At 42.2% G+C, this 25,635-nt stretch carries 24 protein-coding genes and 2 tRNA genes; 17 read left to right on the top strand and 9 right to left on the bottom strand.

What is annotated here, in order from left to right; all coding sequences use genetic code 11:
* Positions 1-5 precede the first annotated feature (5 nt).
* Both CHI10_RS12175 and CHI10_RS12170 read left to right on the top strand, forming a co-directional pair.
* A tRNA-Ser gene (locus tag CHI10_RS12175) sits at positions 6-96 on the top strand.
* A gap of 4 nt (positions 97-100) precedes the next feature.
* Positions 101-172 (top strand) — tRNA-Glu (locus CHI10_RS12170).
* Positions 173-254: 82 nt separating this feature from the next.
* Here CHI10_RS12170 and CHI10_RS12165 read toward each other — a convergent pair.
* Positions 255-452, bottom strand: a complete 198-nt coding sequence (locus CHI10_RS12165) for a hypothetical protein (RefSeq protein ID WP_095244544.1) — start codon at positions 450-452, stop codon at positions 255-257.
* A 223-nt stretch (positions 453-675) separates the two neighbouring features.
* Here CHI10_RS12165 and glgB point away from each other — a divergent pair, with 223 nt between their 5' ends.
* From glgB to CHI10_RS12140, 5 genes are read left to right on the top strand one after another with little or no spacing between them, the layout of a single operon-like run.
* Positions 676-2,622 carry a 1,4-alpha-glucan branching enzyme gene (gene glgB, locus CHI10_RS12160; RefSeq protein ID WP_095244543.1) on the top strand — a complete coding sequence of 649 codons (1,947 nt, stop codon included), beginning with the start codon at positions 676-678 and terminating at the stop codon, positions 2,620-2,622.
* A complete protein-coding gene (locus CHI10_RS12155) occupies positions 2,564-3,709 on the top strand; it encodes a glucose-1-phosphate adenylyltransferase (protein ID WP_095244542.1) in 1,146 nt (381 codons plus the stop codon). The genes glgB and CHI10_RS12155 overlap by 59 nt, the downstream gene beginning before the upstream one ends.
* A gap of 53 nt (positions 3,710-3,762) precedes the next feature.
* Positions 3,763-4,791, top strand: a complete 1,029-nt coding sequence (locus CHI10_RS12150; RefSeq protein WP_095244541.1) for a GlgC family sugar phosphate nucleotidyltransferase — start codon at positions 3,763-3,765, stop codon at positions 4,789-4,791.
* On the top strand, positions 4,788-6,239 hold the full coding sequence (glgA, locus tag CHI10_RS12145) for a glycogen synthase GlgA (RefSeq protein WP_095244540.1): 1,452 nt from the start codon (positions 4,788-4,790) through the stop codon (positions 6,237-6,239). The genes CHI10_RS12150 and glgA overlap by 4 nt, the downstream gene beginning before the upstream one ends.
* Positions 6,229-8,643, top strand: coding sequence for a glycogen/starch/alpha-glucan phosphorylase (locus CHI10_RS12140; protein WP_095244539.1), 2,415 nt, complete (start codon positions 6,229-6,231; stop codon positions 8,641-8,643). Before glgA ends, CHI10_RS12140 begins: the two co-directional genes overlap by 11 nt.
* A 44-nt stretch (positions 8,644-8,687) precedes the next feature.
* On the opposite strand, the gene CHI10_RS12135 is transcribed toward CHI10_RS12140, so the two are convergent.
* The gene (locus CHI10_RS12135) at positions 8,688-9,536 is read right to left on the bottom strand and encodes a dimethylarginine dimethylaminohydrolase family protein (RefSeq protein WP_095244538.1); all 849 of its coding nucleotides are present in this window, start codon (positions 9,534-9,536) and stop codon (positions 8,688-8,690) included.
* Positions 9,537-9,690: 154 nt separating this feature from the next.
* Between CHI10_RS12135 and CHI10_RS12130 the strand changes: the two genes are divergently transcribed.
* Complete coding sequence (locus tag CHI10_RS12130; protein WP_048011093.1) at positions 9,691-9,903, top strand: hypothetical protein; 213 nt, start codon at positions 9,691-9,693, stop codon at positions 9,901-9,903.
* Positions 9,904-9,968: 65 nt separating this feature from the next.
* On the opposite strand, the gene CHI10_RS12125 is transcribed toward CHI10_RS12130, so the two are convergent.
* Both CHI10_RS12125 and CHI10_RS12120 read right to left on the bottom strand, forming a co-directional pair.
* Entirely contained in the window at positions 9,969-10,733 is a 765-nt protein-coding gene (locus tag CHI10_RS12125) for a TraR/DksA C4-type zinc finger protein (protein WP_095244537.1), read from the bottom strand.
* A 295-nt stretch (positions 10,734-11,028) separates the two neighbouring features.
* A complete protein-coding gene (locus CHI10_RS12120; protein ID WP_095244536.1) occupies positions 11,029-11,961 on the bottom strand; it encodes a 1,4-dihydroxy-2-naphthoate polyprenyltransferase in 933 nt (310 codons plus the stop codon).
* Between the two features lie 395 nt (positions 11,962-12,356).
* Here CHI10_RS12120 and CHI10_RS12115 point away from each other — a divergent pair, with 395 nt between their 5' ends.
* From CHI10_RS12115 to menC, 6 genes are all read left to right on the top strand, one after another.
* Positions 12,357-13,766 (top strand): isochorismate synthase, encoded by a 1,410-nt coding sequence (locus tag CHI10_RS12115; RefSeq protein ID WP_095244535.1) that lies wholly within the window; start codon positions 12,357-12,359, stop codon positions 13,764-13,766.
* On the top strand, positions 13,763-15,508 hold the full coding sequence (gene menD / locus CHI10_RS12110; protein WP_095244534.1) for a 2-succinyl-5-enolpyruvyl-6-hydroxy-3-cyclohexene-1-carboxylic-acid synthase: 1,746 nt from the start codon (positions 13,763-13,765) through the stop codon (positions 15,506-15,508). Before CHI10_RS12115 ends, menD begins: the two co-directional genes overlap by 4 nt.
* 6 nt (positions 15,509-15,514) lie before the next feature.
* Positions 15,515-16,360 carry a 2-succinyl-6-hydroxy-2,4-cyclohexadiene-1-carboxylate synthase gene (menH, locus tag CHI10_RS12105; RefSeq protein WP_095244533.1) on the top strand — a complete coding sequence of 282 codons (846 nt, stop codon included), beginning with the start codon at positions 15,515-15,517 and terminating at the stop codon, positions 16,358-16,360.
* A 75-nt stretch (positions 16,361-16,435) separates the two neighbouring features.
* Positions 16,436-17,257, top strand: coding sequence for a 1,4-dihydroxy-2-naphthoyl-CoA synthase (gene menB / locus CHI10_RS12100; protein ID WP_095244532.1), 822 nt, complete (start codon positions 16,436-16,438; stop codon positions 17,255-17,257).
* Between the two features lie 87 nt (positions 17,258-17,344).
* Positions 17,345-18,832 (top strand): o-succinylbenzoate--CoA ligase, encoded by a 1,488-nt coding sequence (locus CHI10_RS12095; protein ID WP_095244531.1) that lies wholly within the window; start codon positions 17,345-17,347, stop codon positions 18,830-18,832.
* Between the two features lies 1 nt (position 18,833).
* On the top strand, positions 18,834-19,940 hold the full coding sequence (gene menC, locus CHI10_RS12090; RefSeq protein WP_095244530.1) for an o-succinylbenzoate synthase: 1,107 nt from the start codon (positions 18,834-18,836) through the stop codon (positions 19,938-19,940).
* Between the two features lie 363 nt (positions 19,941-20,303).
* On the opposite strand, the gene CHI10_RS12085 is transcribed toward menC, so the two are convergent.
* Both CHI10_RS12085 and CHI10_RS12080 read right to left on the bottom strand, forming a co-directional pair.
* On the bottom strand, positions 20,304-20,456 hold the full coding sequence (locus CHI10_RS12085) for a DUF1540 domain-containing protein (protein WP_076263303.1): 153 nt from the start codon (positions 20,454-20,456) through the stop codon (positions 20,304-20,306).
* A 158-nt stretch (positions 20,457-20,614) separates the two neighbouring features.
* Positions 20,615-21,586, bottom strand: coding sequence for a metal ABC transporter substrate-binding protein (locus CHI10_RS12080; RefSeq protein WP_095244529.1), 972 nt, complete (start codon positions 21,584-21,586; stop codon positions 20,615-20,617).
* Positions 21,587-21,853: 267 nt separating this feature from the next.
* Here CHI10_RS12080 and CHI10_RS12075 point away from each other — a divergent pair, with 267 nt between their 5' ends.
* On the top strand, positions 21,854-22,417 hold the full coding sequence (locus tag CHI10_RS12075) for a beta-class carbonic anhydrase (RefSeq protein WP_095244528.1): 564 nt from the start codon (positions 21,854-21,856) through the stop codon (positions 22,415-22,417).
* Here the strand turns inward: CHI10_RS12075 and yidD are convergent.
* Positions 22,414-22,653 (bottom strand): membrane protein insertion efficiency factor YidD, encoded by a 240-nt coding sequence (gene yidD / locus CHI10_RS12070; RefSeq protein ID WP_095244527.1) that lies wholly within the window; start codon positions 22,651-22,653, stop codon positions 22,414-22,416. The two genes, CHI10_RS12075 and yidD, sit on opposite strands and share 4 nt — an antisense overlap.
* Before the next feature lie 141 nt (positions 22,654-22,794).
* Here yidD and CHI10_RS12065 point away from each other — a divergent pair, with 141 nt between their 5' ends.
* Entirely contained in the window at positions 22,795-23,268 is a 474-nt protein-coding gene (locus CHI10_RS12065) for an S-ribosylhomocysteine lyase (protein WP_095244526.1), read from the top strand.
* 29 nt (positions 23,269-23,297) lie between these two features.
* Here CHI10_RS12065 and cls read toward each other — a convergent pair whose 3' ends face one another.
* Entirely contained in the window at positions 23,298-24,746 is a 1,449-nt protein-coding gene (gene cls / locus CHI10_RS12060; RefSeq protein ID WP_095244525.1) for a cardiolipin synthase, read from the bottom strand.
* 87 nt (positions 24,747-24,833) lie between these two features.
* Positions 24,834-25,016 carry a YtzI protein gene (gene ytzI / locus CHI10_RS12055; protein WP_095244524.1) on the bottom strand — a complete coding sequence of 61 codons (183 nt, stop codon included), beginning with the start codon at positions 25,014-25,016 and terminating at the stop codon, positions 24,834-24,836.
* 126 nt (positions 25,017-25,142) lie between these two features.
* Between ytzI and CHI10_RS12050 the strand changes: the two genes are divergently transcribed.
* Complete coding sequence (locus CHI10_RS12050) at positions 25,143-25,580, top strand: Dps family protein (RefSeq protein ID WP_076261831.1); 438 nt, start codon at positions 25,143-25,145, stop codon at positions 25,578-25,580.
* Positions 25,581-25,635 lie beyond the last annotated feature (55 nt).

The raw sequence follows: 25,635 nt of genomic DNA, 5'->3' as shown, positions 1-25,635 counted from the left end.
TATATGGGGAAGTACTCAAGTGGCTGAAGAGGCGCCCCTGCTAAGGGTGTAGGTCGGGCAACCGGCGCGAGGGTTCAAATCCCTCCTTCTCCGCCATATTGGCCCCTTGGTCAAGCGGTTAAGACACCGCCCTTTCACGGCGGTAACACGGGTTCGAATCCCGTAGGGGTCATACAAAAAAGCTGTCAACAATTTGTTGGCAGCTTTTTTGTTGTCTTTGTGCAGTTCCCTTTTGCGTTCCGTCCGCTCTCTATTTAATCAAATTTCTCTTCTTGCCTGCTTAATTTATTGCCTGGATTATTCAGATCAATTTCAGAAGTTATTCCCGTATAGGGACCTCTAAACATATCGCCGGTGGCCATAATCTTTCCATCCGGTGCTTCAAATAGCGGGATTCTTATTTCCTTTTTGGAAGCCTCATTCAATAAAAACTCCTCTTCTTTATTGCTCAAAATATTATTCTCCTTTCATTTCTTACTTGCATACTTTGTTTTATTTTGTCTAAGTTTCCCGGAGATTATGTCGAAGGCTGTTAAAATGGGCAAAATGCTATCGTTTATTAGCAGAATATGAATGTTGTTGTCATAAAATTAAAAAAACTTTTACAAGGACTTTTCCCAGGTGCAGCGAATATAACAGGAAAGTCAAAAGAAACGAGACTGGGTGGGGAGAAGGATGGTAGTGGATACTTTGTTTCCAACCGATTATCAGCTGCATTTGTTCCATGAAGGGACGCTTTATGAGAGTCACCAGTTATTTGGTGCACATGTAGTTTCAAACGGAGGAACAGTGATTACCCGTTTTTGTGTATGGGCACCGAATGCTGAAATTATCAGATTAGTCGGTGATTTCAATGATTGGAATGGAGAAGGCTATACCTTACATAGAGTGAATAATGAAGGTGTCTGGATTATTCAGCTTGATGGAGACATGGAAGGTGCCTTGTATAAGTATGAAATTACAACAAAGAAAGGAGAGCGGTTATTAAAGGCTGATCCTTATAGCTTTTTTTCAGAAGTAAGGCCGAATACAGCATCTAAAGTATATTCGCTGGACGGTTATCAGTGGAATGACGGTAAATGGATGCAAAAAAAAGAAAAGAAGCCTATTTTTACAGAGTCTGCTGTCATTTATGAGGTCCATCTTGGTTCGTGGAAGCAAAAAGAATCGGGCAGTCTCTATACGTACCGGGAGCTTGCAGGTGAATTAATACCATATGTAGTGGAGCACGGGTTTACGCATATAGAATTGCTTCCTCTAATTGAGCATCCGCTCGACGCTTCCTGGGGCTATCAGGGAACAGGTTATTACTCGGTTACCAGCCGCTATGGCAGTCCGCATGATTTTATGTATTTTGTTGATCAATGCCACCAGCATGGTGTTGGGGTGATTCTGGACTGGGTGCCGGGGCACTTCTGCAAAGATGCGCATGGCCTTTATCAGTTTGATGGTTCGTATTTGTATGAGTATGAAACAGAAGGCGACAGAGAGAACCGGGTATGGGGCACCGCCAATTTTGATCTCGGCAAAAATGAAGTGCAGAGCTTTCTTATTTCCAACGCTGTTTTTTGGATGGAGAAATACCATATTGACGGCTTCAGGGTTGATGCGGTTGCTAATATGATTTATTGGCCGAACCGGGATGGAAAAACAGAAAACCCGTTTGGTACCGGTTTTCTGCAAAACCTCAATAAAGTGGTTTCACAATATGATTCTTCCTTTCTCATGATGGCAGAGGATTCAACAGACTGGCCGCAAGTGACTGCACCAGTTCAATATGGGGGGCTGGGCTTTCATTACAAGTGGAATATGGGCTGGATGAATGACGTTCTTACATATATGGAAACAGAACCCGAGAGGCGATCTGTTGTCCATGGAAAAATGACATTTTCACTTTTGTATGCTTTTACAGAGAACTTCATACTGCCTTTTTCACATGATGAAGTTGTCCATGGGAAAAAATCGCTGCTGGATAAAATGCCGGGAGATTACTGGCAAAAGTTCGCCCAATACAGGCTCCTGCTAGGCTACATGATTGCCCATCCCGGCAAGAAGCTTCTTTTCATGGGGAGTGAGCTCGGGCAGTTTTCCGAATGGAAAGATAAAGGTCAGCTTGATTGGCATCTGCTTGATTACGAGATGCATCAAAAAGCCAATGATTATGTAAAAGAATTAATAAAGGTATATAAACGTTCCAAGCCTCTTTTTGAGCTTGATCACCTTCAGGATGGCTTTGAATGGATAGATTGTCATAATTCGGACCAGTCCATCTTCTCTTTTATCAGGAAAGGCTCCAAAGAGGATGATTATCTCGTGATTGTCTGTAATTTTACACCGGCTATATATCCAAAATACCGTATAGGCGTACCAAATATGGGATCTTATCGGGAAATCTTTAACAGTGACAATGATAGTTTTGGAGGATCAAATTGCACTAATAAGAGGGTCCTTAAGAGTGAGGAAATTGAGTTTCATGGCAAGCCGTTCAGTTTGGAAATGTCTATTCCGCCATTTGGCATTTCAATATTACGCCCTGTAAAACATCGGAAGGAGAGGAAGGAAAATGGGAAAGAAAAAGTGCGTCGCAATGCTGTTAGCAGGAGGGAAAGGGAGCAGGCTTAGCTCTCTGACAAAAAGCCTGGCGAAACCGGCAGTTCCTTTTGGAGGAAAGTATAGGATCATTGATTTTACATTGAGCAATTGCACCAATTCCGGAATTGATACAGTCGGTGTTTTGACACAATACCAGCCGCTGGTTCTGAATTCGTATATTGGCATAGGCAGCGCATGGGATCTTGATAGAAAGAACGGCGGTGTGACAGTGCTGCCCCCTTACAGCGAATCATCGGAAGTCAAATGGTATACGGGAACAGCCAGTGCCATTTATCAGAACCTCAATTATCTAAAGCAATATGATCCAGAATATGTCCTGATCTTATCCGGTGATCATATTTATAAAATGAATTATGAGCTGATGCTTAAGTATCATATTGAAAAAGGCGCGGATGCCACAATTTCAGTAATTGAAGTGCCTTGGCCGGAGGCAAGCAGATTCGGCATCATGAACACGGATGAGGAAATGCGGGTCGCAGAATTTGAGGAAAAACCAGCAAACCCAAAAAATAATCTGGCCTCCATGGGAATATATATATTTAATTGGTCTGTTTTAAAGGAATATCTGGAAATGGATGACCGCAATCCGGAGTCAAGTCATGACTTTGGGAAGGATATCATTCCATTAATGCTTGATGAAAATAAAAAGCTGTTTGCTTACCCATTCAATGGCTACTGGAAAGATGTCGGTACAGTCAAGAGCCTGTGGGAAGCCAATATGGATTTACTGGATGATGAATGCGAGCTGAATCTTTTTGATCATGATTGGCGGATTTATTCGGTGAATCCGAACCACCCTCCACAGTATATTTCAACTCAAGCAGAGGTTGTAGAGTCCTTGATAAATGAAGGCTGTACGGTTGAGGGCGAAGTTGAAAAGTCAGTGCTTTTTCAAGGGGTTCGGGTTGGGAAGAATACGGTGATCCGAGAATCGGTCATCATGCCTGATGCTGTGATTGGCGAAAATGTCTATATTGAAAAGGCGATTGTGCCAAGCGGAATGAACATACCTGACGGCTTTGTGATTAGTGCTTCCGAAGAAGATGATGGAATTATTCTGATAACACAGGAAATGATACAGGGAATTTATTCTTAATATACAGCTGGATGCCGAAATGGCGCCTGGCCACTTAAACGGGAGGGAATGTCATGAAGAAGAGAATGCTTGGTGTGATAGATGCAACAACCTACCATGAGGATTTAGAGGAATTGACAGTACACAGGTCGCTCGCAGCTGTTCCGTTTGCAGGCCGCTACAGGCTGATCGATTTTGTTCTCTCCAATATGGTCAACTCGGATATTGAGAGTGTAGCCATATTTCCGAAGTATCAATATCGCTCTTTAATGGATCACCTTGGCTCAGGGAAGAACTGGGACTTAAACAGAAAAAGGGATGGACTATTCTTCTTCCCGTCACCTTTATTGGATAGCCCAAGTAAAGGGATCGGATCCTTCAATCTCTTTGCTGCCAATTTGGATTATTTTTATCGCAGCAAGCAGGAGTATGCCTTGATCTCAAACTGTTTCACCGTTTTAAATATGGATTTCAGGCCTGTTCTGGATAGACATATTATGACGGGGTGTGATATTACAGTTGTTCGCCAGGATGGACGGTCGCTGGAAATGTACCTTGTAAAAACCTCGCTGCTTATTAGTTTAATAGAAAATAGAAACGAAACAGGATACACGTGCATGAGTGATGTTGTTACAGATATCCACCATTCGTACACGATATGCAATTATGAATATACAGGCTTGGCCGTTATGATTGATTCCATTGAAAATTACTTTGCTGCCAGCATGGGGCTATTGGAACCGGAGGCATGGAAAAATATATTTCTGCGCAGCCAGCCCATTTATACAAAAGTAAAAGATGAACCGCCAACCCGATATGTAAAAGGTGCGAGCGCAAAGAATTCAATGATTGCAAATGGCTGCATGATTGAAGGAACAGTCGAGAACAGCATTATCTCCCGCGGGGTCAAAATTGGCAAGGGCTCAGTCGTGAAAAATTGTATAATCATGCAAAAAACCCAAATTGGAGAGAACTGTGTTTTAGACTCTGTTATTTTAGATAAAGATGTTAAGGTAGAATCCGGTGCCAGAATTGAGGGAAGAAGTGAAATGCCTCTGGTAATACGCAAAGGTACCGTACAAGGAGCGCTGATGAACTCGTGAAAGTATTGTTTGCTGTTTCTGAATGTGTTCCATTCGTCAAATCCGGAGGTCTTGCCGACGTAGCCGGCTCTCTCCCGAAAGAGCTTGCCAAACAGGGGACTGACGTACGGGTGATTCTTCCCAAGTATGGTTCAATATCAGATGATTTTAAAAAGAAAATGTCAAAAAAGTGCGAGTTTACAGTTCAGGTAGGCTGGAGAAACCAGTATTGCGGAATTGAAGAACTTGAGCACCAGGGAATCACATTCTATTTTGTGGATAATGAATATTACTTTAACCGTGAAAAATTATACGGCTATTTTGATGATGGAGAGAGGTTTGCCTATTTTAACCGGGCCGTGCTGGATGCTCTTCAGCATATAGATTACTGTCCAGATGTTATTCACAGCCATGATTGGCATACCGGGATGATTCCTTTTCTCCTCAGGGTTGAGTATCGTGCGAAAAAGGGGTATGAATTTATTCGGACAGTCTTCACCATTCATAACCTTCAATTTCAGGGGATTATGCCAGGGACTGCTTTAGGGGATCTATTAGGGCTTGACTATAGCCATTTCCATCCGGATAAGCTTGAATTCTTCGGAAACATCAATTTCATGAAGGGCGGACTTGTCGCTGCTGATAAAATTACCACAGTCAGTCCTACGTATAAAGATGAAATTCAAACGGAGTATTACGGTGAGAAGCTGCATGATTTGCTGAAACGCAGAGCTTGTGACCTGGAAGGAATCTTAAATGGGATTGATGATGAATTTTATAATCCTGAAAAGGATCCATATATAAAAGAGAACTATATTGCTGAAAAGCTGCAGATTAAAAAAGAGAATAAAGTTCATCTTCAGAAAAAATTCGGCTTGCCGGTGAAGGAAAAGGTTCCTTTGATAGCCATGGTTACGAGGCTTACAAAGCAAAAGGGCCTGGACCTTGTAAAATGTGTGTTCCATGAGCTTATGCAGGGTGATGTTCAAGTCCTGATTCTAGGGACTGGAGACCGTGAGTTTGAGCAATTTTTCAGGGAGATGGAAGCGGGCTACCCGGATAAGTGCAAAGCATATATTGGGTTTGATGAAGGGCTTGCACATGAATTCTATGCAGGGTCCGATTTATTCTTAATGCCTTCACAATTTGAGCCCTGCGGGTTAGGGCAGATGATTGCGATGAGATATGGCTCCATTCCCATCGTCAGGGAAACAGGCGGTTTAAATGATACCGTCCATTCTTACAATGAATACACAGGAGAAGGAAACGGTTTTTCCTTCAGCCACTTTAATGCCCATGACATGCTGTACACCATTCGAAGAGCAATAAGCTTTTACAGTGACAGCAAATTATGGGAGCAGATTATGAAAAATGCGATGGGTATGGATAACAGCTGGGCACAATCTGCTTTCAAATACAATCAGCTATATGCAGGCCTTGTTTCAAGGAGTGAAAGCCATGTTTTCTGATCGCGATGAGTTCAAAGAGGAATTCCTGAAGAAACTGGAGATGACCTGTGGAAAAAGCTTTGGCGAAAGCACAGAAAGAGATCATTACTTCACTCTCGGAAATATGATCAGGGAACATGTGAGCACAGAGTGGATTAATACAAATGAGCGGTACCGCATCGACCGTGAAAAGCAGGTATATTACTTATCCATTGAGTTTTTATTGGGCCGCCTGCTTCATCATAATCTGATAAACCTGGGAATTGAGCAGGTTGTAAAAGATGGTCTGGCAGATCTGGGCATTGACCTAAACCGCCTTGAAGAAATCGAAGCAGATGCAGGGCTTGGAAACGGGGGACTGGGACGTCTGGCGGCCTGTTTTATGGACTCGCTGGCATCCTTAAATCTTCCGGGCCATGGCTGCGGAATTCGATATAAGCATGGCCTGTTTGAGCAGAAAATTGTGGATGGCTACCAGGTGGAGCTTCCGGAGCAGTGGCTGCGGAACGGCCATGTATGGGAAGTTAGAAAAGCAGACCTGGCAATCGAAGTTCCCTTTTGGGGTAAAGTTGAAACGGCAGAAGACAGAGGCAGGCTTGTGTTCCGCCATGTGAATGCTGAGACCATTTCGGCAGTTCCATACGATATGCCTGTGGCTGGGTATCAAACAGATACGATTAACACTCTCAGGCTTTGGAATGCTGAGCCGTCTCCTTATCCTGTAAATCATGATATTTTAAAATATAAACGGGAAACCGAATCTGTTTCGGAGTTTCTCTATCCTGATGATACCCATGATGAGGGGAAGATCCTAAGGTTGAAGCAGCAATACTTCCTTGTTTCGGCCAGTATCCGATCCATTGTGCGTTCCTATCGAAAGCAGCATACCAGTTTAAGAGATTTCCATGAATATGTGAGCATTCATATTAATGATACACATCCGGTTCTTGCCATTCCTGAACTTATGCGGATTCTGCTGGATGAAGAGGGAATGGGCTGGGAGGATGCCTGGGATATTACGGTCCGGACGATTGCCTATACGAATCATACAACTCTTTCAGAGGCATTGGAGAAATGGCCTGTCCGCATATTCCAGCCTTTGCTGCCGCGGATTTTTATGATCGTGAACGAAATCAATGAACGCTTTTGCCGCGATCTTTGGGAGAGATTCCCGGGGGACTGGAAGCGGATTGAGGATATGGCGATCATCGCGCACGACCAGGTTAAGATGGCCCATCTTGCTCTTGTAGGGAGTTCCAGCGTAAATGGTGTTGCCGCCCTTCATACAGAAATCTTAAAGAAGCGGGAAATGAATCAGTTCTATGAAATTTTTCCTGAGAAATTTAATAATAAAACCAATGGGATTACACATAGAAGATGGCTTCTGAAAGCCAATCCGCTTTTATCTGGTCTTATAAATGAGAGCATTGGGGCAGGCTGGATTCGGGAACCGGAAAAGCTTCGCGAACTGGAAGATTTTAAGAATGATAGGGTTTTCCTTGGACAGCTGCATCAGATTAAGCAATTGAACAAGGAAAGATTGGCAAAGCGCATTCAGGAGCAGCAGGGCATTAAGGTTGATACGTCTTCCATTTTTGACATTCAGGTTAAGCGTCTGCATGCTTATAAACGCCAGCTGTTAAATATTCTTCATGTTATGCACTTATATAACCGGCTGAAGGAAGATTCCAATTTCCGCATGCATCCGCGGACTTTTATTTTTGGAGCAAAAGCTTCCCCTGGCTATTACTATGCAAAGAAAATCATCAAATTAATTAATACCGTTGCTGAAAAGGTGAACAATGACCCACAGACAAGAGAGGTGCTAAAGGTTATCTTTCTTGAAAATTATCGGGTTTCGCTGGCAGAGGAAATTTTCCCCGCTGCAGATATCAGCGAGCAGATTTCTACAGCAAGCAAGGAAGCTTCCGGTACAGGGAATATGAAATTCATGATGAATGGCGCTTTGACAGTTGGTACACTGGATGGAGCCAATATTGAGATAAAAGAAAAAGCAGGAGATGACAATATCTTCATCTTTGGATTAACAGCAGATGAGGTGCTCAGCTATTACCAGAATGGCGGTTATAATTCCAGAGAGTATTACCATCATGATAAGAGAATCCGCCAGGTCACCGACCAGCTTGTGAATGGATTTTTCCCGGATGCTGATGATGAGTTCGAGCCCATTTTTGACTCACTGCTGATGGAAAATGACCAGTATTTTGTATTGCGGGATTTTGCTTCGTATGTCAATATCCAGAAAGAAGCCGGAAAGGCATATGAGGATCGGAATCATTGGCTGAAAATGAGCTTAATGAACATTGCCGGCTCAGGCTATTTCTCAAGCGACCGCACAATCAGCGAATATGCGCGCGAAATCTGGAAAATCAAACCCGCTGGCGTTGAGATGATGAATAAGTAAAAAGAAAAACAGCCTTCTTGTGAGAAGAGGCTGTTTTTTGGTTATTAATGGGAACTCCGGCTAACCGGCATGGTGCAGCAGCGGAAGGCTCCACCGGATTTGATGATCTCCGTAATATCCACCTCGATAACTGCGTAGCCTCTAGCCCTCAATTCTTTATTGACATTTTTATTAACGGGAAGACTGAATACTTTCTTATTGCCAATGGAAAGAACGTTCGTTCCGAGTGTGAATTGCTCCTCCTCAGACACTTTTATTAAATCATAGCGTGATTCCAGCATTTTGACTTTTTCCCCGTGGATCTCTCCTGGGTAAATAAGAGCTTCCTCAGGTGAAATGATATTAAATACACAATCAAGGTGAAGATATGTATCAGTGAAGGGGACGGATACGACTTCATAATCAGGCATAAGGCTGCGAAGATGTTCAATCGCATCCTCGTGGGTCCGGCTGCTGACTCCGGCGTATATAGTCTGGCCATCGATGAGAACATCGCCACCTTCTATACGATCTCCGGTAAGATTGTAAAAAGGAACCTGATTTACTTCCAGCCATTGTTTCAGAACATTTTCCTCTCCCTGCCGGATATCAGCTGCCATTTCGGCAACATACACCTTTTCTCCAAGCGTGAATCCGATATCACGGGTAAAAACCTGCTCAGGGTATTTTTCCAAGGGGGGCAGCAGAACGACTTCGATTCCCTGAGCCTTCAATGCACTGACAAAATGTCTGTGCTGTTTCATCGCCACGTCAATGTTAATACCCTCTTTTTCGTAATGCTTCTGTGTTTCATTAATGGTATCCACTATTGTCATGTACTTCGGTTCACACAACACCACTTGTTCAAGTTTGTCATATTCTGAAAAGCATGCTGCTTTCATTTGTGCGGACATAATGAACCTCCCAGCAAATTATTCTAAAACTAATATTTCCTTTGTGGAGAAGTTTTACTCTGCAAAGTAACAATATTAACAATAATTTCCACTACAAAAAAGGTTTAAAAACCCTGATAATGAAATCATTAGATATAAAGGGGGTAGCTGTTAAGTGTACCAAATCGAGAGAGGATCTATGGAAGAAGTTTTGCTGCATCTTCAAAATATTGGACTGCAACTAAATGAATTCGAGAAAACAAGTGATTCTATTCCGGTGAAAAATTATAAAGAACTGCTGGAATTCAGCATCTCCATTGCCCGCCGCACAAACGATGTTTCCGATACTATTGATGAGATTATCCAGGATATCGAATCCAAACTATAAATATATAAGGGTATCTTATTTTGCCATTTGACATAAAAAAGCGATGCAGCTGCATCGCTTTTACTTTAATCCTTATCTTTCTTATCTTCATCCACATAGCCGTCAGTCTCATGATACGGCACATCCCCGAAAGGTGCTTCGATATCATTTTCATCCAGCATGGCTTCATACTCTTCATGTTTCTTGGAAGGATAGATTTTTCTCTCCTTGCCTTCAAGGTCATTTCCGACAAATGTCTCATAATCTTCTGTAAAACCTTCGTCATCATGGCCTTCATTATAAAGGGAATTGTAATCTTCATAGTCCCCCCTTAAATCAGAGGGTGTCTCAGAAGTGCCAAAACGGGCAACTTCCTGAAAGCTGTCTTCATTATCTACTACTTCCCTGAATTGATGATGCTGAAAGGTATTCCCATGAGCAGGTTCAAGCACATCTTCCTCAACAGGACGGTCTCCCGGCACATTTTGTTCAGGACTATGATCCATACAGTAAAGGGTTGCCGGAATCACTTCCAGCCGCTCATATGGAATATCAGAACCGCACTGTTTACACTTGCCGTATGAACCATCTTCAATTGCCTTTAATGCAGCATTCACTTTATTGAGTTCAGAGTCATGGTGCTCTTCCAATGCAAAATCCTTTTCGCGTTCATAAAGTTCAGAACCCATATCTGCGGGATGGTTATCATATAGAGATAGCTCTCCTACTGCATCTCTGGCGCTTGCTCCTTCCAGACTGCCTTCTTTATTGCCCTGCAGCTGGGACTCCAGTGATTCCTTTTCATCATTCAATTCCTTTTTTAAAGTACTGATCTGTTCATTGGTCAACATACTATGTCACATCCTTAGTTTTGATGATTTTTAAAAATGCCTGTTGATCTGATAGTCAAGCTTATAATAAAGACGAGCTCTGACAGTTTTGCTCCGCCGGATATCAAATCTTAGTCCATATGGGTTTAGTATGGACGTAGTTTGCAAAATCATAACGGAAGAAGTAATTTTACGGCCTGTATCTTCCTTACGTAAAAATTACCCGTTAAAAATGGGATGAAACCAAGGTGACGCTTTCTGCTGGTTTTTTCCAAACAAAAAACCCCTGCCATAGAAGCAGAGGTTTATTAAATGATTATAGTAGATATCCGAGGAACAGGCCTACTGATAAAAGGAAGCCAAAGATTGTATTTGTCTGTGCAGTTGCTTTCATCGCAGGCATCATTTGCATCGGAAGTGTATTGCCGATGAAGCCTTTCGTTGCTTTAATGGCCTTAGGCGCACTAAGGACAACGATAGCAAGCCATGGTGTTATGATGCTTATGGCGATTAATATGAAGACCCATGCATAAGACACGATGAACATACCGGCAAGCAGGTTAATCGCTCCTTTTTTTCCTAAAAGAATAGCCAATGTCTTACGGCCGAACTCCTTGTCGCCATCCAAGTCCCTGATATTATTGGCCAGCAGAATGGCGCCAACAAGAATCAATATAGGGAACGAAACTAAAACACTTGTTGCGGTTACGGTTCCTGCCTGGATATAGAAAGATATAAGAATGATTAGCATGCCCATGAAAAAACCTGCGAATAATTCACCAAATGGTGTGTAGGCAATCGGAAGAGGACCGCCTGTATATAAATATCCTACTGCCATGGAGGCAAGTCCGATTGCTGCAATCCACCAGCTTGTGTTCATGCAAATATAGAAACCAAGTAATATCGAAATCCCGTAAAGCCCAAAAGCCAAATTCAGGACCGTTTTTGGTTTGATTCCTTCACGGACAATCGCTCCGCCGATTCCAACAGAGTCTTCCGTATCAAGCCCTCTTTTGAAATCATAATATTCGTTAAACATATTGGTAGCAGCCTGAATTAGCAGACTTGCTGCCAGCATGGCAAAAAACAGGCTGAAATTTATTTCGGTAAGTTCCATTGCAAGAGCTGTTCCAAGTAAAACGGGAACAAAAGCAGCGGTCAAAGTATGCGGCCTGGTCAGCTGCCACCAGACTCTCCAGTTCTTTGAGCTCGAAGCAGGCGGAAAATTGGTCTGTGCTTGTGGTTGCATGATAACTCTCCCCTTAATTATCTATTCTGTAATGGTATCAATGATTGAATCATTCAAACTTGTTTATTTTAACTGATTATCAGGGTATTGTCAAAGTAAACCCCCATAAGCCAACTATACCAAACACCTTAAGTTTAGGTAAATACCGCAGGAGTGTCAACGTATTATTGCCGTAAAATGTACCGGTATTTGCCATGAATGCTGTAACGTAACAGTTATTTACAGTGAACCTGAGTTAATTGATATTATAGATGCCGAAAGTAAGCTATAATATAAAGGATACAATAAAGGAATGACCGGATTGACATCATTGACATTCCTTGAATCACAGGTGTATCTTAGAATAAGTTTAAAGTAGGATAACGGCAATTTAAGCTGTTATTGGAGGGATTTTTTTGGTTACGATACAAGATACGGAACTAAAAGAAGGGATCCAGGAGGCGATTGAGAGGGCCAAAGCCTTATCAAAGCCTGTTTTAGTGAGTGAAGTGAAAAAAATAAATCATATAGACCCCCTTTCTTTTTATGCGGCAGGAAAGAGCCGTTTTTTTGGTGAACGCTTTTTCTGGAAGGATCCTTCCAGTGAAGCTTATATAATCGGGCTTGGCATCTGCAGGCAAATCCAGTCAGACGAAAATATAGACAGATTTAATCGGGTTGAAAAGGAATGGAAGCGTTTTATTAATAACAGTATTATTTTTAACTCTTATAATGAAAATGCAACCGGGCCCGTAATGTTTGGCGGTTTTTCTTTTGACCCGCTGAAGCAGAAAACAAAGCTTTGGTCGAAGTATTCCAATTCCCTTTTTCATGTGCCGGCTTATATGTACAGTGAAATCAATGGACAAGCTTTTTTGACAACAAATGTTGTCTGTACACAGCATGATAGTGAATCACTTTTTGAAAAGATAGCCGCTGAAAGAAGCATGCTAATAGGTTCAATTAATGATTATCATCCTGAGAGTGCAAACACTCTTCAGGAAGAAGCGGATATCAATCCTGAAAAATGGATGGAGATAGTGGATGAAATTGTTGATGAACTAAAATCAGGATCCCTATTAAAAAAGGTTGTGCTTGCGAGGGAATCCAGGCTCATTTATGAAAAGCCGATTGAGATTGAAAGAGTTCTTCAGAATTTGATGAAAATGCAGAGTGAAAGCTTTATCTTTGCGTTTGAATCGAACGGTGACTGCTTTATTGGAGCCTCTCCTGAACGACTTATAAAAAAATACGGGGAAAACGTGTTTACAACTTGTCTGGCAGGTTCCATCCCCAGAGGCAAATCGGAAGAAGATGATCATATCCTTGGAGAAACATTACTGCATGATCAAAAGAACTTGACTGAACATCAATATGTGGTGGATATGATAAAGGAAGCTATGGAAGAATCCTGCACAGAAGTTGAACTGCCGAATGAACCACAGCTGATGAAGATGCGGGATATTCAGCACCTATATACCCCTGTAATAGGAAAGACCAAGGAAGATGCTTCACTTCTTGCTTTAGTCGACCGTCTTCACCCGACTCCTGCTCTTGGAGGCCTGCCTAAAAGAGAAGCTGTAGAAAAAATCAGAGAAGCAGAAGAACTGGATCGCGGCTTTTATGCTGCTCCGTTAGGATGGATGGATTTTAGAGGAAATGGCGAATATGCTGTTGCGATAAGGTCCGGTTTAATTCAGGGGAATGAGGCATCCTTATTTGCAGGCTGTGGAGTAGTACAGGATTCAAATGCCGAAAGCGAATACCAGGAAACAAAGATTAAATTCCGGCCTATGCTTACGGCTCTTGGGGGTTATGAAAAGTGAATCATCAGGAAGCTTTAACTTCATATATAGCCGCATTTGTGGCTGAATTAGTAAAAAGCGGGGTAGAGGATGTCGTGGTCAGTCCCGGCTCCCGTTCTACCCCAATGGCAATGGTAATGGCAGAGCATCCGGCGCTTCGTGTGCATATTCATGTAGACGAGCGTTCGGCTGCCTTTTTTGCGTTGGGCATTGCTAAAGCATCCCAGAAACCGGCAGCTTTGCTGTGTACATCCGGAACAGCTGCTGCCAATTACTACCCGGCCATTGTGGAAGCCAGGTATTCCAGGGTGCCGCTAATCGTGCTTACAGCGGACCGGCCTCATGAACTAAGGGACGTAGGCGCTCCACAGGCGATCGATCAAATCCATTTGTATGGTAATAATGTAAAGTGGTTTGTTGAAATGGCCCCTCCCGAGAATTCTGCAGAAATGCTTCGTTATGCCCGGACAGTATGTGCGAGAGCTGCTTCCGCCGCAAAGAGTTCACCGGCTGGACCTGTTCATCTTAATTTCCCTTTCCGTGAGCCGCTAGTTCCGAAGCTGGATCGTGCTGATTTATTCGAGCTTAGTGAACGGACGGAAGGGTATGTAAATATTCAGGGTGGCAAGCTTTGTTTGCCTAACGAAGAGTACAAAGAAATGGCACAGATCTTAAACTCTGCCCATAAAGGGATTATAATCTGCGGCCATCTGGAAAAGTCCGGCTTTCCGGCTGCCGTTATTAAACTGGCGGAAAAGCTGAACTTTCCGATCATTGCCGATCCATTATCACAGTTGAGAAGCGGACTGCACGATGGAAGCTTCATTATGGATGCATATGATACCTTTTTGAAAAATGACGATGCAAAAAAAGCGCTTAAGCCGGATGTTATCATTCGCTTCGGTGCTATGCCTGTATCAAAGCCATTGTCCATTTTCATGAAAGAAAACAGTACTGCCCGGCAGATTATTGTTGATGGAGGCGGCGGATGGCGTGATCCTTCACTGCTCTCGACCGAAATGATTCATTGCGATGAGCTGCTGTTCTGTGAATCTGTCACGTCATATTTAAACACCTCAGAAAATGATGAATTCATTGCACTTTGGAAAAAAATCAATGAACTTACAAGAGTGAAGCTTGCTGATATTAATGAAGCAGATGAAATGAGCGAGGGTAAATTGTTTTTCCAGCTCGCTGAAATGCTTCCAGAAGGCTCAACCTTATTTGTAGGAAACAGTATGCCTATACGGGATCTGGATACTTTTTTCCATTTTAATCAAAAAGGCATTAAAGTAATGGCTAACAGGGGAGCAAATGGCATTGATGGCACTGTTTCAACTGCTCTTGGTGCCGGGATGGCTTCTCAGCCGCTCTATCTTGTGCTCGGTGATTTAACCTTCTTTCATGATTTAAATGGTTTAATTGCCTCTAAGCTGTATGGAATTGATATTAATATTTTGCTGATTAATAATAATGGAGGCGGAATCTTCTCATTTCTTCCTCAGGCGAATTATCCCAATAACTTTGAAAAACTGTTCGGAACACCGCTGGATCTTGATTTCAGCCATGCCATTAAGATGTTTGGCGGACAATATGATTTAATATCAGATTGGGAACATTTTATTTCCGCCTTCAAACGGAACATGGACATACCTGGCTTGAAGGTAATGGAAATTACGACAAATCGGGACAGGAATTTAACCGAGCATCGAGAATTGTGGAATTCTGTTTCCCGGGAAATAAGTCGATTGCTGGAAGGGTGAATACCGATGAAATATGTCATGAATGGGGTTCACTATCATGTCGATACGTGGGGTAAGGGATTTCCGCTTCTTCTCCTTCATGGCTTCACAGGAAATAGTGAGGGCTGGAAAGAGTTCGCTCCCTTCTGGAAAGGACATTCGAAAGCCGTTGCTTTGGACATAATCGGGCATGGGAAGTCTGGAGCCCCATCTGATATTGGCCATTATCAAATAGAAGAGTCTGCCGCTGTAATTAACAGTCTCTTAGAAGAGATGGGAATCGGGAAAATTGATGTTCTTGGATATTCCATGGGGGGGCGGCTTGCGCTGACTTTTGCAGTTAAATATCCTGAAAAAGTCCGCACACTGATTTTGGAAAGTGCTTCCCCAGGACTTAGGACAGAAGAAGAAAGGCATGAAAGAAGAGTGCAGGATGCCAGGCTGGCTGACAGAATCAGGGAGGAAGGCATTGGGGGTTTTATCGATTATTGGGAAAGTATCCCCTTATTTCAAAGCCAAAGAAATCTTCCTGATCAAATCCGGACACGAATAAGAAACCAGCGTATGGCCAATTCTATTGGTGGTCTGGCAAACAGCCTGAATGGCATGGGCACCGGTTCACAGCCATCCTTGTGGGAGGAGCTCGGTAATCTGAAAATGCCAATCCTTCTATTAACAGGAGATCTGGATCAAAAATTTTGCAGAATTGCAGAAGAGATGTCGAAAGCTCTGCAAAATGTTCAGTGGAAGTCCGTTGAAAATGCAGGACATGCAATTCATGTGGAGAAACCTGAATTATTTGGTACAATAGTAAGTGGGTTTTTGTCGCAATCAGGGGAGATTAATACTAACGCAGTAAAGAATGTGGAATGATGTGCTCTGCTGGCGCAAAGCTGTGCGGCAAATATCGCGCTTTTTAATAGAATACATAATGAGGAGGATTCATGTATGTCAGCTGTAGAATGGGTTGCAGGAAAAAAGTACGAAGAGATTATGTATGAAACATACAATGGAATTGCGAAAATCACCATCAATAGACCGCAAGTCCACAACGCCTTTACTCCAAGAACGGTAATGGAATTAATTGATGCATTTGCGTACGCGCGTGATGATGAAAATGTAGGTGTTATTGTCCTAACTGGTGCTGGAGACAAAGCATTTTGTTCAGGCGGAGACCAATCTGTCAGAGGACATGGCGGATATGTAGGGGATGACCAGATCCCTCGTTTAAATGTTTTGGATCTTCAGCGCTTAATCCGTGTCATTCCTAAACCGGTTATTGCGATGGTAAAAGGCTATGCGATTGGCGGAGGACATGTCCTTCATATCGTATGTGACTTAACGATTGCAGCTGATAACGCTGTATTTGGACAAACAGGACCTAAAGTGGGAAGCTTCGATGCAGGTTACGGTTCAGGATATCTTGCAAGAATCGTCGGCCATAAGAAAGCACGCGAAATTTGGTATCTGTGCCGCCAGTACGGAGCTCAGGAAGCTCTGGATATGGGTCTTGTTAATACAGTTGTGCCGCTTGAGAAAGTGGAAGAAGAAACAATTCAGTGGTGTGAAGAAATTCTGGAGAAGAGCCCGACTGCTATCCGTTTCTTGAAGGCTGCCTTCAACGCGGATACAGATGGACTTGCTGGAATCCAGCAATTCGCCGGTGACGCAACCCTTCTATACTATACAACGGATGAAGCGAAGGAAGGCCGTGACGCATTCAAAGAAAAGCGTAAACCGGACTTTGGTCAATTCCCGCGTTTCCCTTGATTTCAGGGGAATACTATTTTTCAGCTTGATGGCCAGTCCATCAGGCTGTTTTTATATGAAAAAATCGCATGAAATGAGGTGTTTATGATGGAAGCGCAAATAGTGCCGAATTTCCTTCAAAAACGGGCGTTTTTAACACCTGAACGCCCAGCCCTTTCTTTCTTGGAAAAAACCTATACATTTTCCGAAGTATATGAGCGTGCATACATGATAGCAGGACAATTACAGGCAGCTGGATTAACGAGAGGCCAGTTTGCAGGGGTGCTTCTGAGAAATCATGAAGACAGTGTTTTTATCCTTTTGGCTCTGCAGCTAATCGAAGTGAAGGCCGTTATATTAAATAACAGGCTGACTGCCGAGGAATTAATTTGGCAGCTGGATGATTCGAAGTCCGCTTTCCTTATAACGGAGAGTTCTTTTGATGGAGTTAGCCAAAAGGTTGTAAACTCTTTACGGGAAATTTCAACGATACATAAAGAAGACCTTTTCAGGAAAGCTCCTGCCGAGCCGGCATTAATAGAAGAAATAAGTCTTAATGAAGTTTGTACTGTCATGTATACATCCGGTACAACAGGGAATCCGAAAGGCGTTCTGCAAACCTACGGCAATCATTGGTGGAGTGCAGTGGGGTCTGCATTAAACTTAGGGCTGAATGAAAACGACAGCTGGCTGTGTGCTGTTCCGATTTTTCATATTAGCGGCTATTCCATTTTAATGCGCAGCATCATCTACGGCATGAAAATGGTTCTTTTTGAATCTTTCCATGAGAAAAAAGCCATCAAAGCCATTTCCGCCGAAAAGGTGACCATCATGTCTGTTGTGAGTACGATGCTCACCCGGATTGCAGATGAATTAAAAAATGAGCAGATGCCGGACTATTTCAGATGTATGCTGTTAGGAGGAGGTCCAGCAGCAAAATCTCTTCTGGAGGTTTGCAGGGAGAAGGATATTCCTGTTTACCAGACTTACGGAATGACGGAAACTTCGTCACAGATTGTTACTCTGCCTCCGGAATACAGTTTCAGCAAATTAGGATCAGCCGGAAAGCCATTATTTCCTTCCCAGCTGAAAATTGTTAATCCGAATGGGGGGCTTGCGGACCCTGGAGAAGCGGGTGAGATTCTTGTGAAAGGTCCGAATGTGACAAAAGGGTATTTAAACCGTGAAGAAGAAACTGCGAAAAAAATAAAAGATGGCTGGCTCTCAACCGGAGATATAGGCTATGTCGATCAAGAAGGATTTTTATATGTACTAGACCGGCGTTCAGACTTGATCATTTCAGGCGGAGAAAATATTTATCCTGCTGAAATTGAGGGCGTTCTTGCTTCACACCCCCAAATATCGGATGCAGGGGTTATTGGCATGAGGGATAATGTTTGGGGTGAAGTGCCGGTCGCCTTTATTGCCGGAGAAGAAAGCCTGGATAAAAACGAAGTGACAGATTACTGCTTAGAGAGGCTGGCAAAGTATAAAGTGCCTAAAAAGATCATCATGATTAATGAAATTCCCAGGAATGCTTCTAAGAAGATATTAAGAAGGAAGCTCCGGGAACTGCTCGGGGAAAGCGGGAAATAGCATGGATATTAAAACAGTTACTTTGTATAAAATTGCGATGCCCCTAAAAACTCCATTTTCCACTCATTTAGGAACTGTTAAAGATAGAGAGGGAATCATAGTTGAAGTAATTGATACGGAAGGACGGAAGGGATATGGGGAAGGAGTCGCTTTTTCTTCCCCCTGGTATACAGAGGAAACGGTTGAGACGAGCTATCATGTGCTAAAGGAGTTTCTTATCCCGATCCTGCGTATAGCTGGTATTAAGCATCCTTCAGATGCAGGACGTGCTTTTGAAGCCCTGCGAAGAAATCAAATGGCAAAAGCAGCGCTGGAAACGGCTTTATGGGATCTGGCTGCTAAAAAAGAAAATAGCTCTCTTTCTGAATTTATAGGAGGTAAGAGGGAACAAATCCTATCCGGCGTGGTTGTTGGCGCCAAAACAAAGGAAGAAGTAAGAAGGCAAATTGAAAGCTATCTGGAGAGCGGCTATCAAAGGGTCAAAATAAAAATCAGCCCCGAAAATGATTATGAATTGATCTCAGACATCCGCCGCTATTATCCCGATTTGCCAATCATGGCTGATGCTAATTCAGCTTACTCATTAGGGGATATAGACCAGTTAAAAAGGCTTGATGACTTCGGGCTCATGATGATTGAACAGCCGCTTGAATATGATGATATTGTTGATCATGCAAAGCTTCAGAAGGAATTGCAAACACCGATCTGCCTGGATGAAAGTATTGTTACCTTTAATGATGCCAGAAGAGCTGTCGAGCTTGGAAGCTGTAAAGTAATTAATATTAAGATTGGCCGGGTTGGAGGTCTGGGGACAGCAAGGAAAATTCATGATTATTGCCTGGATAAGGGGATCGCAATCTGGTGTGGAGGTATGTTGGAGTTTGGAATCTCCCGTGCCCATAATATTGCGCTGGCTTCTCTGGAGGGCTTTGCTATTCCCGGTGATATTTCAGCGTCAGAAAGGTATTGGGAAGAAGATATTATTCTTCCTGAGGTCACCGTAAAGAACGGAATGATTAAGGTTCCTGATAAACCGGGAATTGGTTTTGAGATTAATGAGAAAAGACTGAGTGAAGTTACCATCTCAAAGGAAAGCTTTATCCTGTAGAAAAAAACCGCAGTTCTATCCGGCAGAAACTGCGGTTTTCGTTTGAGTGCAAAAAAATAAGACGCATCCACAGCGCCTTTTATGATCAATTATTGAGTAATTTCGTCTTTAATAAATGAATCTTCCTTAATGGCAAAGGAGCTTAATCCAGCAGCAGCGGCAAAAGCAGCTCCAAGCAAAATAACGGTTGATAACATATGTATCACTCCTATAGGTTATTGTTATTCTATACATTCCCGCTAAAAAAAATAATAAACTTATTTATTTTAAAAAAAAGCGGTGCAGCCCATGCACCGCTTTTGCAGTATTATGCATAAATGGAACTGCCGGAATTCGACAAAATTCGGGCGGTGCCTGTCACCATTAATGCGGTTCGAACGTTTTGCAGTCTGTTTCTTTGGTGTCGTCTGCCGTTTTGCCCGTATGGCTGACTACGTATATCTGGTCTGCGCTGCATAGGTTTCCATCTTTCCAGAAAGTGCAGTTGTTTACTTCACATAAAACATCTTTTGCCATTAATTATTCCTCCTAAGCAGAAAAAATATGACCAGGCCGAAATCGCGGGGTCTTTTATATTTTCTGCAATGCCCGCCAAATCAGTCATGGCATTTGAAGGAATGTCATGACCTGCATTTCAGATGAAAAAACCTCCCAGGGCGGGAGGTGGAATGTGATTATTCATTTAAAGATTTTTTTAGGGCCGACAGATTGTCTTGCATAAGGGTAAAATACGTTTGGTTCTCTTTTAGATCTTCTTCCGTTAATACGGATAAATTATGCAGCAGTAAAGGACTTGCGCCAATTTCTTTTTGCAGAATTTCAGTCAGTTTTGAGCTGACATTCTGTTCGAAAAATACATATTTTAAGTCATGTTCTTTTGCTTCAGCAATGATCTTCTGCAGTTCTTTCTGAGTAGGCTCACTGGAGGAATTCAAGCCTGATACACTGATTTGATCCAGACCATATCGGTCTTCCCAATAACCATAGGCTGCGTGTGAAACAATGAATTCCTGATGCTTTGCACTTTGAACTGTCTGCTCAAAATCATTGTGAAGATTATCAAGCTCCTGTGCAAGCTCCTGATAATTTTGTTCGAACTGTTCTTTCTGATCAGGCATCTGTTCCACTAAAGCATTTTTTATTGATTCAGCCAATTCTTTGGAGTATAAAGGATCCAGCCAAACATGCGGGTCAATATCCCCGTGATCATGATCATGCCCTTCTTCAGCACCAGCTTCATGATCATCTGCATCTTCTTCTTCATGCGCAGGATCATGATTTGCATCTGAGTGGACAAACTCCAGGTTTTCTCCAGCTGCCACCATTTTAACATTCTCATTTTTCAATGTGTCTTTTGCCTTTTCCACAAATCCCTCAAGACCCAGCCCTATAAAAATAAACAGATCCGAATCGGCCAGCTTCATCATATCTTTTTGAGAAGGTTCAAAGGTATGTTCATCCGACCCGGGCGGGTAGATGGTCTCAACCTCTATCGCTTTTCCTCCGATTTGTTCAGTAAAGTATTGAAGAGGATAAACTGTTGTATAAACTATAGTTTTGCTGCTGCTTTCCTCTGTCTTTCCCCCTGTACAGCCGGAAAGAATAAGGATTAGCCCCAGAATATATATTAAAAATGCCTTTTTCATTATTCTCCTCCTTTTATAAAGCGTAGTAATTACGATTTATAGAACGGTTAAATGATATTTAATACGGAATCATTACGATTTCCTTAGTTATCTTACAAAATATCCAGCTAAAAAGCAAGGGAAAAATTTGTTTGGAGCTTCTACTTTATGTATCATAATTTTAGAGGCCAGTGAAAGGTCTCTATTAGTATTGACATTTTTTCGTCAAGCAGGGAGCAAATAGCTCTTACAATCAAAGTATTCACAAAAAGACAGGGAGTGGAACAATTGAAACTTTTAGAAGAGATCTTAAACCATAACCAGCAATTTGTTGAAGAAAAAAAGTACGAAGAGTTTGAAACAACGAAGTTTCCTAATAAGAAAATGGTTATTCTGACTTGCATGGACACACGTTTAGTGGAGCTTTTGCCAAAAGCGCTTAATGTAAGAAACGGTGATGTGAAAATCATTAAGAACGCAGGAGCTTTAGTATCCCACCCATTTGGAAGTATTATGAGAAGCATATTAATAGCTGTTTATCAGCTGCAGGCGAAAGAAGTGTTTGTTATTGGCCATCGTGACTGCGGCATGAGCGGAATGAAGGCTGATGCGGTTGTCAGCAGCATGAAGGAGAGAGGCATTACTGACGATGCACTGGATACGATGACATACTCAGGAATCGCTGCCGATGATTGGCTAAGAGGTTTTGAAAATGTAGAGAATAGTGTATCCCATAGTGTACATATGGTGAAAAAGCATCCGCTGATGCCGGCAGATGTGCCTGTGCATGGGCTTGTTATTCATCCTGGCACAGGCAAGCTTGACCTTGTAGTGGACGGATACGAGGGTTAATTCTTTTTCTTTTTGGGCCATTGCTCGGGAACCAGGTCGACACCGCCCGGATGAAGGGGATGGCATTTAAGGATCCGTTTTATTGTCAGCCAGCCGCCTTTGAAGGCGCCGAATCGCTTAACTGACTCCAGCCCATAATGGGAACATGTCGGATAAAATCGGCATGTTGGAGGCTTGAGCGGGGAAATCACAACTTGATAAAAACGAAATATTGAAATGAGTATTTTTTTTAGCATGGCATTACCTTTCCCGGTTAAATCATATTTTCTTTTAAAATAACATATTATCATAAAAAAGTCATAATTTTCATATTAATTCGATGAATTTAGTCGGGTATTATGTTATAGTAAAAGGAAAACTTTAGGGGAGTGTTTTGTATGCCTTCAGTAGAAAGTTTCGAGTTGGATCATAATGCTGTAAAAGCGCCTTACGTGAGGCACTGTGGTGTCCATAAAGTGGGCAGTGATGGGTTAGTGAACAAGTTTGATATCAGGTTCTGCCAGCCAAATAAACAGGCGATGAAGCCGGATGTCATACACACACTTGAGCATCTGCTTGCTTTTAATATCCGTACTCATGCAGAAAAATATGGCCATTTCGACATTATTGATATTTCCCCGATGGGCTGCCAGACCGGCTATTATTTAGTGGTAAGCGGTGAGCCGTCAGTTGAAGAAATAATTGATCTGCTGGAAGCTACAATGGAAGATGCAGTTGAAATTACCGAAATCCCCGCTGCAAATGAGAAGCAATGCGGTCAGGCAAAGCTTCATGATCTTGAAGGGGCAAAGCGTCTTATGAGATTCTGGCTGCAGCAATCAAAGGATGACTTGAAACAGGTTTTTGCTTAAAGAAAACGGGCTGATTTTTTCAGCCCGTTTTATAATATTGGCGAAAGCAGCCTTGAAATGGATTCCTTCAACTTTATCTTCAATGGCCTTTTTCTGTAATCTCCTGCAGTCAGGTTTGTTGAAAGCCGAACATCTTCCTTAAAGCTCTCAGTCAGTTCTTTTGAAACTTCCTGATCATAAATAAAAGCATTTACCTCAAAATTGAGCCTGAAACTTCTCACATCTATATTCGCAGTTCCTACCGATGATACTTTTTCATCCACTATCAGGGTTTTTGCATGTATGAAGCCATTTTCGTATATATAGATATTTGCATTTACTTTTAGCATCTCCCCAATATAGGAATAAGTGGCCCAATAAACAAACATGTGATCAGGTTTATTCGGAATCATAATATTTACTTCCACACCTGACAATGCAGCTATTTTCAAGGCGTCAAGAAGACTTGCATCAGGAATGAAATATGGAGTTTGGATATATATGGACTTACGTGCAGACGAAATCATTTTAATATAACCATTTTTAATTTGTTCCCATTCAGAATCCGGGCCGCTGGTAACAATCTGCATCCCTACGCTATCCTGGGACTCGCAGAGCGGGAAAAACTCAGGAGCATAGAAAATGTCATGGCGGTAGGAAGCCTGGTTCCAATCCAGGATAAAGCGGGTCTGCAGAGAATGGACAGCACTTCCTCTGATTCTTAGATGGGTATCACGCCAATACCCGAACTTCGGATTCAGCCCGAGATATTCATCCCCAACATTAAAGCCGCCAACATACCCAATCCGTCCGTCAATGATGGCAATTTTCCGGTGGTTCCGGTAATTGATTCTTAAATTGATAAAATGCAGCCGCGAAGGGAAAAAGGCCTCAATTTCTCCTCCTGCAGCAATCAGCTCTTTAAATGCCCTTTTATGCAGGCTCCTTGAGCCAAGTTCATCATAGAGAAGCCTGACTTTAACGCCTTCCTTAGCTTTTTCCGTTAAGAGAGTGATTAAGCTTTTCCCAAGATTGTCTCTTTTGAAGATATAATATTGCAGGTGGATATGATCGGTTGCACTTTTTATATCCTCTACAAGTGAATTGAATTTATCTTTCCCGTCTGTAAAAATTCTGACCTCGTTATCCTGGGTCAATACTGAATCATTGTTTACAAGATGCATGTAAATAAGGTCTTTGGATTTTTCAATGATCTCATTACGAAAATGGAAATCTTTTTCCTTAATCCCTCTGATTTGGCTGTTCAGCAGTTCATCAATTCCAATTTTTTTGCGGTCTTCCCATTGGAACATCTTCCTTCGGGTTAAATTCTGTCCAAAGAAGAGGTACATGAAAAAACCAAGAAGAGGAAGAAAGAATAAAACCATGAGCCATGCCCATGTGGCGCCTGCATCTCTTCTCTCCAGAAAGATTACAAATACAGCCAGGATAATATTTAATACTAAAAATACTGTAAGCATCATGGAGTATATATCCATCTTTATGTCCTCTCCACATGTATTTTTCCGTCCCTTTAAAAAGAAAACCTCCGGCTGTACGGAGGCTGTTTATATAATAGTGTATGCTTACGAACGGCTTTGGTTATCTTCTTGCTCCTCGTTAGCCTCTTTTTGTTCCTTGCCGCTGTCAGGAAGCGGATCAATCGGGTCTACCGTATGCTTGAATTGGTAAGCCTTTGAAGTAGTAATGACGCTAAGCAGCAGAACCACAATCACGATAATGATCGATATGACTAATACCGTATACATATTTCTCCCCCTTTTCACTCAATATTCTACCATGAAAGCAGCTCAATAATGAAAAATTTCGCCATGGCCCTGTACAGGTTTTAATTCTGCCAAGGTGGGTATTCTATTGTTGGGAGGATGATTATTATGAGTAAAGAATTAGTAAAAGCTGTTAACCAGCAAGTAGCAAACTGGACAGTTCTATATGTAAAACTTCACAATTACCATTGGTACATTAAAGGAAAAAACTTTTTTACCCTACATGCAAAATTCGAAGAGCTTTATAATGAAGCCAACGTACATGTAGATGAACTGGCTGAGAGAATCCTTGCTCTTGAGGCTAAACCGGTTGCAACAATGAAAGAAGTTCTGGAGACCAGTTCCCTTAAAGAAGCGACAGGAAAAGAAAACGAAGAACAAATGGTTCAATCTGTCGTTGACGACTTTGAAAAAATGGTGGACGAGCTTCAGGAAGCAATCGAGCTTGCAGAAGAAGCCAAAGATGAGGGAACAGGCGACATGCTGATTGCTGTAAAGCAAAGCTTGAAAAAACATATCTGGATGCTTAAAGCATACCTTGGATAATAAACAAAGACTGGCTGGAAAGCTGGTCTTTTTATTTGTATATAAATAAAGGCTG

It is taken from the genome of Bacillus sp. 7894-2, from assembly GCF_002272225.1.
Classification (GTDB): domain Bacteria; phylum Bacillota; class Bacilli; order Bacillales; family Cytobacillaceae; genus Cytobacillus.
The sequence above is the reverse complement of the archived record's forward strand: the minus strand, read 5'-3'. Positions and strand labels throughout refer to the sequence as shown.